General features: G+C 42.3%; 11 protein-coding genes. 3 read left to right on the forward strand and 8 right to left on the reverse strand.

Annotation, left to right across the window (positions count from 1 at the left end; genetic code table 11):
• The first annotated feature begins 104 nt into the window (after positions 1–104).
• Together F8S12_RS06370 and F8S12_RS06375 are read left to right on the forward strand one after the other, a co-directional pair.
• Positions 105–2360: a hypothetical protein gene (locus F8S12_RS06370; RefSeq protein WP_196515486.1), complete on the forward strand. Its 2256-nt coding sequence runs from the start codon at positions 105–107 to the stop codon at positions 2358–2360.
• 333 nt (positions 2361–2693) lie between these two features.
• Positions 2694–3965: a hypothetical protein gene (locus F8S12_RS06375; protein ID WP_196515487.1), complete on the forward strand. Its 1272-nt coding sequence runs from the start codon at positions 2694–2696 to the stop codon at positions 3963–3965.
• Positions 3966–4249: 284 nt separating this feature from the next.
• Here the strand turns inward: F8S12_RS06375 and F8S12_RS06380 are convergent, their stop codons facing one another.
• From F8S12_RS06380 to F8S12_RS06395, 4 genes are all read right to left on the reverse strand, one after another.
• Positions 4250–5449, reverse strand: a complete 1200-nt coding sequence (locus F8S12_RS06380; RefSeq protein ID WP_196515488.1) for a DUF4159 domain-containing protein — start codon at positions 5447–5449, stop codon at positions 4250–4252.
• 130 nt (positions 5450–5579) lie between these two features.
• Entirely contained in the window at positions 5580–6611 is a 1032-nt protein-coding gene (locus F8S12_RS06385; protein ID WP_196515489.1) for a phage tail protein, read from the reverse strand.
• A gap of 131 nt (positions 6612–6742) precedes the next feature.
• Positions 6743–8962, reverse strand: a complete 2220-nt coding sequence (locus F8S12_RS06390) for a putative baseplate assembly protein (protein WP_196515490.1) — start codon at positions 8960–8962, stop codon at positions 6743–6745.
• The gene (locus F8S12_RS06395; protein WP_196515495.1) at positions 8959–9372 is read right to left on the reverse strand and encodes a GPW/gp25 family protein; all 414 of its coding nucleotides are present in this window, start codon (positions 9370–9372) and stop codon (positions 8959–8961) included. The genes F8S12_RS06390 and F8S12_RS06395 overlap by 4 nt, the downstream gene beginning before the upstream one ends.
• Positions 9373–9920: 548 nt before the next feature.
• Here F8S12_RS06395 and F8S12_RS06400 point away from each other — a divergent pair.
• Positions 9921–10244 carry a hypothetical protein gene (locus F8S12_RS06400; protein ID WP_331001357.1) on the forward strand — a complete coding sequence of 108 codons (324 nt, stop codon included), beginning with the start codon at positions 9921–9923 and terminating at the stop codon, positions 10242–10244.
• Here the strand turns inward: F8S12_RS06400 and F8S12_RS06405 are convergent.
• The 4 genes from F8S12_RS06405 to F8S12_RS06420 form a co-directional block, all read right to left on the reverse strand.
• Complete coding sequence (locus tag F8S12_RS06405; RefSeq protein ID WP_196515491.1) at positions 10188–10685, reverse strand: PAAR domain-containing protein; 498 nt, start codon at positions 10683–10685, stop codon at positions 10188–10190. The genes F8S12_RS06400 and F8S12_RS06405 overlap by 57 nt on opposite strands.
• A 191-nt stretch (positions 10686–10876) precedes the next feature.
• Positions 10877–12610, reverse strand: a complete 1734-nt coding sequence (locus tag F8S12_RS06410) for a VgrG-related protein (protein WP_196515492.1) — start codon at positions 12608–12610, stop codon at positions 10877–10879.
• Positions 12611–12690: 80 nt separating this feature from the next.
• Positions 12691–13245, reverse strand: coding sequence for a CIS tube protein (locus tag F8S12_RS06415; RefSeq protein ID WP_196515493.1), 555 nt, complete (start codon positions 13243–13245; stop codon positions 12691–12693).
• Between the two features lie 39 nt (positions 13246–13284).
• Positions 13285–14860 (reverse strand): hypothetical protein (locus tag F8S12_RS06420; protein WP_196515494.1); only part of this gene is annotated, 1576 nt, incomplete at its 5' end.

A 14860-nucleotide genomic window follows, 5' to 3' on the forward strand; every position in this document is an offset into this window, starting at 1 on the left:
CCATCTACACCCCAATCATAAACAGAATAATTTCTACTTAAGTCGATAGCGATAGCAATTAGACAAATTGTATAATTCATATTGATTAAGGGAGGAAAAGTGAGATGAGCGATGCCTACGGCGGTAAACTACGCATATTTGGGCGTAAGAAATCATCTGCATCAAATTTTACGAATCCGTCGCTTGTTTCACCAACAACTCCGACATTGGCGAACCCAACACGCGGCTTTGGTTTACAAACAAATACCGCCCCACTCCAAAGGGTAGCTGAGGTATCACCCAACCTTCAAAAGGCGCAGTCTGCTGATCAGCTATTATTAAAACCAGAAGACATCAAAGAAAAGCCCCTGAGTCACGACATTAGTCGGATATCGCTGCGTTCTCCCCAGTCAAAACTCACAATTGGAGAACCAAAAGACCAGTACGAGCAGGAAGCGGATCGGGTAGCTAATCAACTCATGTCGATGCCTGATACTGCTGTGCAAAGGGAGCCGCAGATTAGCACTCGCCCCACTTCACTCCTACAAAAACGCATAATTCAACGATTTGGCTCCGAAGAACATAAGTCACTAGGCGATCGCGGTTCTGGTGGGCAAACCTATGACTTTCAGGGAGGGCAAGTCACCGCCGGGGCTGGAAGCTTTCACCCACCGCTACAAATTCCCTTTCGCCTCACTCATGGCGATATCACCATGTTGAGCGGCGACTATTTTGACCCTCGTGATACTCGCGTCAATCAGCAAGGTGTTGAAGAACCCGTTCCTGACTCACTATTTCGTTTAGCGGCAACTCCATCGCCTCAGCCCGGTCAAACTCCGGGTACACAGGATGAAATCATCTATGCTATCAAAACGATCAATCCCCAAGATCCGAGATTTGCTCAAATTTGTACACCAGAACAGCCGGAGGGGGGAATGTGGTCACAGCTTGAATTTTCTAAAACTGTGAGCAAAGCCGTCGATGACCGTTATCTACAGTTAGCGGCGAACAATAGTGAACATTTTGCTGCCCCTCATGGCACCCCAGGTTCAGGCGGAGGAAATAGATCGTCTGCGGGGGGTTCCTATCGAGCTTTACATGAAGACGCAATTTTACGGGCATTCTTTGCCGGACAATCTGGGCAAAACATCGGTGAAGGAATGGCGCGTGAAGCAGCTGCCCATCACTTTTTAACAGACCACTTTGCCGCCGGACATTTACGCACACCGAGGTTAGATATTCGTGACTATTGGCGGCAGAAATATCCTTTATTCTTTGGCAACATGAAGCGGAAGATTGCCCTTGATGTGGCGCGTTACATCAATGATAATACTACAAATGCCGCTACAATTTTGGGAACTGTTTCAGGGATTTACGACACGATCATTGCCCAAGTACAGGAAAAAACTGCCAATATGCCAGAATTGGGGTTTGATGATCTGGTTGCCTTAGTTGCCCATGATTTTGATAATGAACAGGGATTGTGGGTTGTGAATGACTTGGGCGATCGCTGGAAAACCTTCGGTGATAGTAACCTGAATAAGAATGATCCGAATAATCAAACAGCTAAAATGGCAGAATTGGCAGTCCAGCTTGGCTGTAAAGATATCGACAACGCCCACGCTTTAGGAACTGGCAATCCAGGCCCCTACTCATCAGAGTGGATTCTCAATTCCGTGAAAGGACAAGCTGCTAGTCCTGCTGTTCCTAGTGTTCAGTATGCGCCTGAACAAGTTCTGCCACGTCTCGATACCGATGCTAATAATGGAACTCAGAACTGGCAAGCAGATTCCCTAGATGCACTGTGGACTGTAAAAATTCGCTCAGAACTGGCACAAACCTATGGACAAGCCATTACAGCTAGTGTTCAATCAGGCGAAATCAAGACTAAGTTAGATGGGATGGCTGCTAAGTTCCCAGAAAATGAAGAGGTCTCGAAATTGGAAGTCTACCTGGGAACGGTTCATCCCAGAGCCGCGTTTATTAATGGATTCCTTAATCCACTCATGGGTAATCCCCTAGTTGGATTGCGGAGCATTATTGACTTTAATCCCTCTGAAGGGCAGGCATTTTTTAATGAAGATGATGCTGTGATGGAAGAGAGTACCGATGATCTGCCCCATCTGACCCTCAATCAACGCGCTGATCGGGTGCGCGCATTAATTGGAGGTTGGACTGGAGAAGATGAAGGAGAACGGGTGATTGAAATCTTCCGCACGGCTTCAGTCAGCGATCGCACCCAACTTTATCGCCTTGTAGAAGGTCATGCCTGGACAGGAGATTGGATTGAAGGAGTCTTTACAACCGATGATGATATCGTTGATGCATTATATCGTGGTCAGTTAAATCGCTTACGAGACATGATCAACGGACGTAATTGATACTTTGCGCCTCTTTAAGACGCGGATTCTGGCTTCCTGAGAAGATGATTATACGGCGTTGCTGAATCAAGGAATGAAATGTTATGTATTGAAATCTGAAACTCCTTATCCTCTCTGCGTCTCTGCGCCTCTGCGTGAGAAAAATCATCCCGCATTTATGCAACGCCGATTATACTAACTTTCCGAAACTATCCCCCAGGTTTAGGCGAAATAATTTACATTTAAGTCGATAGTGATGCCTAAAACAATGTTTCGACTTAAGTATAAATAATCAAGCAATGCTGAAGTGGCATAATATATTTAATTACTTACTGTTGACTTTTGAAACTAGCCATGAAAGAACGGCTACAAATCCACAAAAAAGCTGATTCGCCAGAGCCAAATCAGGTGCAATGTCTACGAAGGGCTACGCACCGATTAACTGGTAATACTCAACTTGGCTCTAACAAGCCTATAGTACAGGCAAAAGTAGAGAATCAGAAATTTCAAAAGGATCAGTTTGAGGCAACGAAACTCCAAATACAAGCCAAACACGGTACTATCACGCCAGAGGGACAGGAACGACTCACTATATTACAGACAAAGATGAATGAGTCGTTGCAGCAACAAAAGGAACATTCATCCAAATTTGGTCATAACCTGACAAAAATAGCGCTAAAACGTCCTGATAGCGTGTCACTGGCACAAATGCAACCACTAATACAGCCAAAACTCACTATTGGTCAACCAGGAGATAAATATGAGCAAGAGGCGGACAGGGTAGCTGCTTCTGTAGTAAATCAAATGAATATACCGACTTTGCAAAATCAGAATGCACAGCAACCAAAACTATCAGCCAAAAATGAAGAAATATTAGCAGCAGACAACTCAGCCAATAGAAAACAAAAATTTTTACAAGAATACTCGCTAGCGAAAACATTAGTAAATGGAATAGAAGAAACATTACCAGAAGAGAAAATATTGGAACAACTTTTCAAAAACTTTGAGAATATCCAATTTAAATACACAATGGTGAGCAAGAGTCATGAAACTCTTTTAAAAGGCTCTCCTGAAGGAGACTGCCAAACATTAGCGCGAACCTTTAAAAAAGTAGCAGAAGAGTATTTTGGCATCAAAAAAATAACGATTGAAAGTCTCCCTAAACCTTTTCTAAGTGAAGGTGGAAAAACCCCATATCGAGGACAAGACCCTAATTGTGATGACGGCAAACGGTGGTTTTTCCAAAATCATTACTGGGCTGTCTGGAACGGAAAAGTTTACGATGTTTTATTCCTCAGCCAGAAGCGAATCGAACCAGATAAGGCAAAACAAGATCGACCGCTTAGATCAATGCTAATGCCTGAACAAGAGTATTATGAGACAGAAAAAGGCAAAGTTGTATATCCATATCAAAATGAATATTCCACTGTAGAACTCGCTGTCTTTGAGAAAGTAATCAACTTTGTCAAAAATTTAAGTAGCTTGTTATCTAGAGATATAGATTCAATTTTTACTAAAATTCGGTCTTTATTTACTAAAGGTGGAAACACCAACGATTTCGATTCTCTATTGAGAGAACTGGAAAATGAGAATAATCGGGTGACATCAAACAATCAAAGTCAATAATAGTATTGAGAAACGCTATTATTGACAAGCTAGCGATCGCTATGTTTACAATACAAGTACCTAAGAGGATGTTTGAAAAGTCCTCTTGTCGGTATCAAAAGTTTTAGATCCTCTAAATCTCCCGATAAATTGGGAGACTTTGATTCCGGTTCCCCCCTTTTTAAGGGGGGTTAGGGGGGATCTAAAAGTGCCTAAAGTCACAGCGAAACACTTTTCAAACAACCTCTAAGACATCTTACAGAATTCAATGCGATCGCCTGTTGTTTGTGTCCAAAACAACACCTTCACCATTGCCCTGAATTATCTTCCTGTTGCAAACCTATCAACTGTCGCCGCTTCCAAGCAAAGTGAAGTATATTAATACCGAGTTCCTGAGCTGTACGAATAGTCAACCTGGGTAAATTAAAATCTCTGTCCAGTCCCCAAGCAGTTGCTAAATCACCAATCGCTAAAATAACTCCTCCACCAATCGACAGTTTAATTTGTTGTTGATTAACCATTGGCAAGGCAGCAAATAAAAAAGGTTTTGTCCTTAAAGGATGACTCCGTTGCAATTCTTCTAAAGGTCTTAAGGGACTCTCTAACTGTTGTGCCAATGCTTGGGTACTTTCAATTAGAAGATTAGCATTTGTTGGTGCATCAACTAAAAGCACACCACCTAAATTTAAGTAATTTTTTAGGGATTCAAATTCGAGACTATTTAAAGATATGGCCTGCCCACCTGTTAGATAAAGTAGGTCATAATCTTGGATATTTTCTCCTAAAGAAACCTGACCTGGTTCGTCAGCCCCTCGCAAACTGGGATATAGGGGTTCTACTGCTTGTAACAAATACGAAAGGCTGAAAAAATTACGCGCACATTCAGGATCACTATGATTCGCCTGTGCCATACACACAAGTGCTTGGGGACGCATTTGTGCCTGACGGCGATAACGCAAATCGATATTGTTATATCCAGGAAAGAAAGCATCCGCAGGTTGGGTAATTTCTGTATGTCCTGGTTGTAGGAGTATCCGGCATATTTCTATTTCTGAAGTGATTGGGGTAGAGTTTATTTGGTCAATTCGATAAGTTTCTTGAACAACATCTCTTTGCTGTCCGCGCCGCAATTCATCGGGGTCTACATAGCTAACTACTAAGTAGATCATCAACGGTTCAGAACTTGCTACATCTATATCAATGGGAAAATCATAAGAGGTCGGTACAACAATTAGATTACCTGCTAAATCAATTGCAATACCAGGCTGTATTTGCACCCAACGCCCATCTCGATATCTAGCTTCTACAAGGCTAGGGGCAGTAATATCTCGAATGCCTAAACCGCAGACAATTCCTGGTTGGTTTAAACTTTGATATTGAGCATTTTGCCGATTACGGTGGTAATCATGGGCTGTACGCCAGCGTTCCGCATTGATTAGTAACCCGTCTGCGGCTTGCAGGCGTTCAAAGGATTTAATTGGTGGGGGCGGGAAAGGATGGGACATAGGAATTTTGGATTTTGGATTTTAGATTTTAGATTAAAAGTCTGTTTCAGAAATCTTAAACAATACTAATTATTCAACTTTTAATTTTGCTTACTTAATTACGAATTACGAATTACGAATTACGAATTATTTAATTGGATGGATTTTCAATAGATAGTTCATAGGTGCAGAAAGCTGGTTTTTCTTGTTCTATAATTCTTTGGATAAGTTGTTCGTTGATAATGCCACTAGAAATGTTTGAACGCAAACGCACTATAAAATGATATGGTTGCCCACCTGCTAAAACTGCATTTCCTAGTTGTGCATCTCCTATAATAAAACTTGGGCCAAAAGGTTCTGTGATACTAATATGTTTATCAGCTTCATTAGTTAAATGTTCATCTAGAGGTAAACCAGTATAAAGATGTAAATAGAGACGCAATCCTTTACGAGTTCCCCGCCAGCGATAAAGTTCTACAGCACGGCGAATTAAACGTCGTTGTTGCTGGAGATCCCAAACTGAATCTACTTGCCAAGCAACCCAATGAGCCATGAAGGGTAGTAATGCTTGCGGTGCTGTCAAGGGATCGAGGTTTGCCCACATGACGTTGTAACTATCAACTATTGGTTGAAAAGCTTGCTCAAATATCTTAATGAAGCGACCAATAAAGTCCACTTCCCGATACAAAATTGGCAAGAATTCCATGTATGCGGTGTAGGGACGGATGTATAAATCGAAATACTCGCTTCTCTCGATTTGTTGGTTATCTGTGCCTGGGTCTATATGTATAGTAATTAGGCTGCGAAAATTGAGCGTTAGTTTGTCTTTTTTTCCAGGAGCGATCGCTTCTTGATCCTCAAAAAATGTGTCGGGAATTAAGAAGTAGAGGACGGCATCCATTTGTCCACGAGGTGGTATCTCGCTGCCTTCTGTACCAATCTGACACCATTGGGACGGAAAGTTTCCTTCAATACTTAAACTCACCCGCAAAGGACGCTGTTCTAAGTTTTGCACTTGCACAATCATCTCGCTTGGATGCCCAGGATGCAAGAGTAAACTACGTCCAGCTACATCTATGTTTTCCGCGTTTGCAAATGCTAAACCTGCTACAGGTAAAGCTTCGGGGATTTGCATTGGCGTTAATTGAATGCGTACAGCTGGACTAGAGCGACTTTGAACCATAACGACTCTACCAATTTTGGATTTTAGATTTTGGATTTTGGATTAAAAGTCTGGCGTTGCATAGTTACGGGATGATTTATCACGCAGAGACGCAGAGGCGCAGAGAGGATAAGGAGTTTAAACAATACGAATTACGAATTACGAATTATTTGGATGTCGTGATTTGAACGTAGATTGCTATCAGCCCAAGAACATATCAAACCTTCCGATCCTGGGTCAATTAATTGTTCTGGCGATGGTTGTCGTCTCCAATTTTCTCCTTGCTTGCGGATGGGAAACAGTAGGACGGGGCCTAAATGACGCACGCCTGGGGTTTGTTGCAGTAAGGCTACAATATCTGATGTATAAACGGGTCGCCCAAATGGCCAACCTTTACCGTCGATTCCTCCAGTTAATGGATTTAAATATTTATATAGAGATACCCTTAAATTCCGGCGAATTTCTTCGCTGGCAAAAGGGTTATTGTATGCTGGCTCTAAAGCAACTTCTGTCTGTACAGAAACACCTACGTAATTCGGCTCTTGTAATTCGATTTGTACCCCTAATAAGCGTTTTTCGTCTAAGTAACTCAAAATTTGCTCTTGGAGGGCATTGCTGAGGGCAAATTCTTCTGGTGGTATCCCTTCACCTTGAGCGATCGCATCTGTATTTGCGAATGGAACTATCAGTAAACTAACTATACCTGCTTGTGTACGAGAATTCGCTGGCAAACACCGGACGCGAGCGATCGCACCCGAACCTGCTTGTTGAGCTAAAACTTCAAAATCTTCGGCAGTGACGGCGCGATCGCGTGTGCGGAGGATGCGGGGAGCCTTCATTACAGCTTGCTCCAGTGATTCAGCATCCGCACCATTGATTGCTGATACACGATTGATCACACTAGCAATGTATGGATATGCAGACTTCAAAAACTGGATTGCCCCAGTTTGAACATTGCCTTCTCTACCCCCACCTGTGCGATAAGTAACCATTTTAATTTCTGAGCCACGGACAGGAATTGCCCCATACTGGTGTTCAGATTGGTTATTTTCAATAACTTGTACAGATGTGTTATCTAGCGATGGTTGCTGAATTCGCGTTGGCGGAGCCTGCCGTAGGCCTCGCACCTGGGTTTGCTGTTTCAGTTGGCTAGGTTCACGAATCAACGGCCCAAATTGGACTGTACCAGTGATCGAATCGAGGGTGTAATGAAAGTGATGCGACGCAGAATCAGCAAAATCTCTCACCTCAGTCCACTTTTGAGGCAAACCACCACTAGGAGTAACTACAATATACTCATTTTCTCGGCGTTCTAAAATTGGTGCTGTTTGTAACTCGAAAGTCTGACCGGGTGTACCATCACTAATTCCCAAGCGCTCATCTTGAATCAGCGTACTGTGACTAGCCCTAACAGTACCGCCAATTGACTGCACTGCTAAACCAATAATTCGTGGGGGACGATTGTAACCAGATTCATTGACTTCTGTGGAAACAAAGCTACAGCGTAGCCACCGACCTCGGTAAGAGGTAAAGTTGGTCACAGGCCAATTTTGCGGTAAATGCAGACGGACATCTGCTCCTTCAGCCGGGTTCCTCCCCTGTTCAGCGAGTTCGTAAAAACTGAAGCCGCGAGTCTCATCATCTGACTCTTGGAATAAAACTGGTTGCCAATGTTCTCCATCCCAAGCTTCCCACTTTCGAGGCGGTTGATTGGGGTTAATACCAGCAGGCGTAGCTGCCGCTCCTTGGAAAGTAATATCTAGAACATTACCATCTAGAGAATCATCAGAATTGATCGCTAAATAAAAGCAGTTACCAGGCTGGGGTTCCTCTTCAAATATCGGCTGTTCATTGCCTGTCCAGAAACCGTTAGATTGACGAGTCCATGAACTTGTGACTCTTTCGCGCAGAGATTGGGGAATGTCTTCAGTGGTTTGGGCAGTTAAGAAATGCTGTATCCTGGGTTTGCCGATAATTAGACGAGAATCTGTACTAAAAGTAATAGCTTCTGTGGTTTCAGTTTGGATAGTTGAAGCTTCTAATCCTGCCGGAATAGTGTAGGCTTCAGGCAGTGCAGCGCTTAAATAAAAAGTTAATTCCGTGCGGGCTGGGGCAGGAGGCTGGAGACGAATACCCAGTAATTCGAGGAAAGCTACATAATTTTTTCGAGGTACTTGGTTAAATCTGAGCAACATCTGGTCAGTTAACCAAGCAAATAACTCAATTAGTGTAATTCCTGGGTCACTGAGGTTGTGGTCAGTCCATTCTGGACAGTAGCGAGGAATACGCATAATACATTCTTCCACCAAATCATCGAAGGCGCGATCGTCTAAATTGGAAGAAGGTAATTTCGGTAAAAAGTCAAAGTTCACGATTCCTCCCCAGCTGAAACCAAATAATAAGGATAAACAAAACTATAAATATCGGGACTATCTTTAAGTCGATAATTGATGATAATGTCCACTCTGCCACGCACAGGGTCAGGATCAGCGAGAACTTCATCAATAATAATGCGTGGTTCCCAAACTTCTAAAGCTTCCAAAACATAAAGACGGATTCGCAGTAGAGTATCGCTATTCAAAGGTGCAAACGCCAGTTCCGACAAGCGCGAACCAAAGGTAGGTCGATAAACCCGCTCACCTACTCCCGTGCGGAGGATAATCCAAATAGATTCTTTAACTTTTTGATCTTCACGGCTAAGTTGTATCCCACCTTGCACACTTAAATGCAGTGGATAAGCCCAACCTCTTCCCAAATAGGCTCGTTCACGACCATAAACCATATCTGGCACTTAGACAGCTGTTACATGGATATCTTCAAAGATATCGGCACAGAAGGTTTAAGCCTATTCGCCAAAGGTCGAGGTTGAAGAGGCGTTAAAAGGGCGGTTAGAAACAAATACCCTTGGGATAAACCCAAAGACCTCATGTAGAGACGCGATTTATCGCGTCTTAAAAAAACAATTATCTACACCAATAACTGAACCGTATTAGGTTAGAAACCACAACTACACAGGCAAAACTTACGGAGGTGGGTTACAAAAAGCTTTATTTTCTCTTATGGGCTTTGTTTGTGTAGCCGCGAATTCCATTCGCCCTGGCTCTTGCTATTGTGATTCGTGAATGAGTCTTTGATACTTATCGATGAGCCTTTTAAGTAATCGGACAAAAATATTTACAGTCATTGCGAGCGTTCGCGAAGCGTCTCGTAGAGAAGCGTTCGCGCTTGCGTCTCGTAGAGAAGCAATCCCAGCCCTTGCGATTGCTTCATTCCGCTCCGCGACCTTCGCAATGACATTGTGTAATTAATTCTGTCTGACTACTTATACTCGTGAATGAGTCTTTTATACTCGCCGATGAGCCTTTTATACTCGCGGACGAGTCTTTGATACTCGCGGACGAGTCTTTGATACTCGTCGATGAGTCTTTGATACTCGCGGACGAGTCTTTGATACTCGTCGATGAGTCTTTGATACTCGCGGACGAGTCCTTGATACTCGTCGATGAGTCTTTGATACTCGCGGACGAGCCTTTTATACTCGCGGACGAGTCTTTGATACTCGTGGACGTAGTATTCTCCTGTCTCCTACTTCTCCAATCAGCCGCCAATCAAAACAGTGACATGACCTTTGGTAATTTTATTCGGTGGCCCTAATGCTTCTATAATCGTATCCCCCATCCGACAGGCAGGCAGGTTGTTAATCAGCACTGTCTTGCTACCGTCAATTACAACACCGAGGCCATGAGGAGGTACGGGCGAGGGTGTGGCGCAATTATGAATATCAGCACCTGCGGCAGCAGCACTGATTGCGCTACTCATGGTAGTTGCTGCTGTTGTCTTTGTAGTTTGTTCGGCGGCTAGGGCAGCAGGTGCTCCTGGTGTACCAGCCGCCGCCTTGGTAGCAGTCTCAGCTGCTAGGACAGTCGTATCAGAAGATGTTTTGGCAGATAGCAAACCTGGTACTGCTGCTGGAAGCACACCCCGCCACGCAGGTAAAGACCCAATCAGCACATTGCGACTACCTGGGCCTCCTGTCAATACTGGCGGTAAGGGATGCGCTACATTGTCAGTAATTCTTGCTGCTGGTCTACCCATGACAACCTCCTAATAATATTTTTCATGATCAAACTTTAAAAAAGCCGGCGTTGCTGAATTAGGTATGAAAATTAATATTTTAAAAATCTAAAATTTAAATTCTTCGCGTCTTTGCGCCTTTGCGCGAAACAAAATTCATACTGCAATCAGCAACGCCAAAAAGCCCAATCAAAATAATTCCTAATTCGTAATTAATTAAGGCGAATCATCGCACCTTTGACTGTAATCGTACCCCTGGCTGAAATGTCTATATTTCCAACAGCATCTAATGACAAATTACCTTTTGATTCCACTGAAACAGAGCTAGTCGTGTCGTCCATTTTGATTGTATGACCGCGTTTGGTTTCAATCACTATACACTTTTGACTATCATTGAGATAGATTTTGTGACCGTATTTAGTTTCTAGGCGAATACCTGTTTTACTAGTTAGTTTATCTTCATCGACAAACTGTAGAGTATGTCCAACACGACTTTTAAAGGTGCGTAATCTTACGCCACGTCTTGTAACTGAGTCAGCCACCTTTTCCGGTGGTGCATCCTTGCCGTTCCATACTCCGCCAATTATGTAGGGACGGTGGATATCGCCATGCTCAAAACCTACTAGTACTTCATCGTCTATCTCTGGTAAACAGTCGAAACCTCTATTTTTCCCTGCTCCCAAAGCTACAACTCTCGCCCAGTCACTTGTATGTTGTTCTGTGAGGGTGGGAAACTTGACTTTCACTCTACCCCATGCCTCTGGGTCTTGGTTATCAGTTACAATTCCTACTAATAAAGTCTCAGATGGCTGTAAGCGTTTTTGTGTAGATAGAGTTGTGAATAAGTCACCAGAACGTAGTCCCCGCACGCTGAAATCAGTTTCATAAACTCGCTGATTAAAGAAATGACGTGTCTCTGTAACATAATACTTACCACTATAGCGATCGCCCATACCCTGAAGATCAATAACTTGCCCCGGTCGAATCTCAGGATTCCCCTCTGCCTTGGCATCTGCATAAACAAATTCTCCTCCTAGTTCATCACACAAAGCCTGAGCCATAGTCTTTGCTTGTTTTGCGCTAGCAACGGGTTTATCTACAACAATCATTTCCTGAGACTTAAGATTGGGAAATGCATTACTGACACTACTTCCTAGCTGATTACCTGTTTGAGTTAGTTGCTTCTCTTTCTTTGCTGTTTGGGTAATCAATTGTTTCTTAGTATAGTCCCAGGCACGTACTTCCACAGAACTTACCTGTTCGGCACTGGTAACGCGAGTACTAAATTTACTAATATCAACTAGCCATTTTAGTGGTAGAGCTCCCTGAGCTTTTGGTTTGCAAAAATTTATTTTGCCATCTGTAACAAATAGTTCAAAACCAATACGGGCAGCCCTTTCCCGAAGAAACTCCATATTAGTTTGGTTTTCTTGAAAGACATACTTGTGGACTTCGCCACTTGGGTCTATATCGCCAAGTTTTATCCCTACTTCTTTAGCTATTTTTTTGATTATGCCGCTATCAGCTTCATTCAAAAAAGAACGATTATAACGACCTCTATGAAGACGATGGGAAATATCATAGCCGCGAACAATCATATCAGCTTCAGATTTTTCATTGAAGTGAACTTCCATCCCTGTAATTTCGCCTTCAATCAGGAATTTTTCTACCTCCTCTTGAAAATTCTTATCTTGAGTAGTACTCGAAGTAAAACCCAACTTCACTTTTTTCCCAATCTTAAACAACTGCTCGTGTCGCCAAGGCTTGTTTTGTGGTTGGTCAGATGTAGAACTATAGCTATTATGTATTACTAGCGTAAACATCGCTGGTAAATGAAGGCTTTCTTCCACTGTGATTTGCAACACATCTTTTATCAATTCAGAAGAAGCAGGTTTCCCGTCTATCTGGATTTTAGGTTCACTTAAATAAAGACTTTTTGAAGGCATAACTATTATTGTATGACTATAAAATGTTCAGAGAAACCTTTAATAAAAAAGTAGTGAGAAATACTAATTTATCGCTTTGGTTAATTAGTCTTTGCCAGCTTTTGGTCTGCCTGACGATTTGGGCCTGTAGATGCAGATTCACGTCCTCCAGGGAGGTTTTTTTTATCTACTTCTTGCAAAGCTATATCTACCAGTGCCCTTACTGGTGTACCGTCACTAAGAAACATATTTAAAGTGTACGTTAAACTCGTAATTACACAATAAAAATACTCTGATCCCCATGTCAATATATAAACAGGTGGACGACTGTCAGCTTTTGGAGTGATAGTTTCTACACCTTTCTTAATGTTGTCTATATACTTTTTCATCACTGACTCTTTCGTTTCATAAGTATCATAGAGTAACTGTTTCAGTGTGAATTTGTAAGGCTCAACTCCAGAAAAGTTGACCTTAGGAAGTAGAGTAGTTCCTCTATTACCGTCCTTACTTTCCCACTTAACAGTCCGAGCAAAACTAATGTCTGTAGGATTAAACATTAATTCAATATCTGGCGCTTCACCGTTATAAGCTACAAGTTTGGCTTTCTCAAGTTGTGGTTGACGCTTTTGGATAACAATAATTGCTGGACTTGCCATTTGAGCATTTCTCCGAAAATTAATTTATTGAATGGAAATTTACCAAGGTAATCGGCCTGAGAAACCGCCATGACGCTCTCGCTCAATTTCTACCCGTTGTCGTAATCTGTTATAAATTTCACGAGCTAGAGCTTCAAGATCAGCCGTGTCATCTTTATTACCTCCTTCAGCAGACAAGGATGCGCTCTCTATCGTCTCAGTCATCGGTTCAATCTCTCTCGATATGTCGGGTGGAGTGACTTCTCCACCGTCAGCAAAGCCTCTAAATGAAAGAACATGTTTAGCAGAAATTTGTGGCGATTCTGAAATATGAGAAACTTCAGGATTTTGTCTATTAGATTCCACACTATCAAAGTTAAAGCTAGTGAATTCATCATTATTTCCATTTAGTAATTCTTCTACACTTGACCATTCAGAAGGTGTATTTAACCATTGGGAAGATGTGTTACTAGTGGGATTTGCTTTTCGGAAAATCATAGGAGGCGATGAGTATTGAGGTGAAGGTTCACCCACATTAATTGTTTCATTTTGAAGAGTATTAAGCTGTGGAGAATTGAGTATTGAAAGCTTCTGTTTTCCAATATTCAACCCCAAGGAAGAAGGAATTAAAGAATTGGATATCTCAGGTGAGTGAGTCTCAGCGCTTTTTAATTGTAATGAAGTGTCTGAAAAAGAATCGACTTTAGTCGGAGTCTCTGAAGAAGTTTTTTCTTCTGCTTCTGTGGGATTGGGTGGCTGTAAACTTGGAAGGATAATATCGTGCGGTGTACCACCAGTGTTGATGTGATGTAGTAGAGGTAAATTCTTCTGTGCATCCCTGGTATTAATCACAAACTCTCCAGGCGTAAGCATTGCAGGGACGGTATCCGAGTGTGCTATCTGCTGACGATTTTCAACGTGGGAATCTGTCACATGACCACCAGTAGCATAACCTTTATGTGCTGGCAAATTTTCTTTGGTGGTATTTTGTTCAACTTCAGTTGGTGTACTTACATCATCTTGTGGGGAAATGGGATTATTAGAGTTATCAACAAAGGTTGATATTTCAGGATTTGTTACCGCAAACAAAAGTTCTGATTCTACTGTTTGTTCATTGTCAATAATTTTCCTGAAAATACTCAATGTTTCTGCAATTTCTGGTGATATAGCCGGAACTGATACTTTACCAATTTCAGGTGATTTGGTGGTAAGTGGTGCTTCACCAATTTCAGGTAGTGCTAAGATAGGATGACTTTCTTTAGACTCGCTAGTAGTATTCTCAACATTACTATCACCTTGCAATGAAGTAACATTTTCTGAGATATCTGAGACGTTAGCCGCCATAGCAGACTGGGACTCTGAAGTTACTAACTGTTCATTGTTATCAGAGTTTCTGAATAAACTAAGTCTGTCTTTAATATTGGCTGAGGTAGATGTTAACTGAACAGGCGCACTTGCTGGAGACTCACTAGTAACACTAGAGTCAATTTCTTGTTGTACTGTAATATGGCTTTTTGCAACTGAAGGCTCAGAATTAGGTGCAGCGATATTCGTTTCTATGGTATTTTCATCATTTGCCACAGGATAAAGTGTGTCGTCAACATCGAGTGAGGTTAGTGTTGGCGATAAAGCTACT

This window comes from Nostoc sp. WHI (assembly GCF_015714725.1).
Taxonomy (GTDB): Bacteria; Cyanobacteriota; Cyanobacteriia; order Cyanobacteriales; family Nostocaceae; genus Nostoc.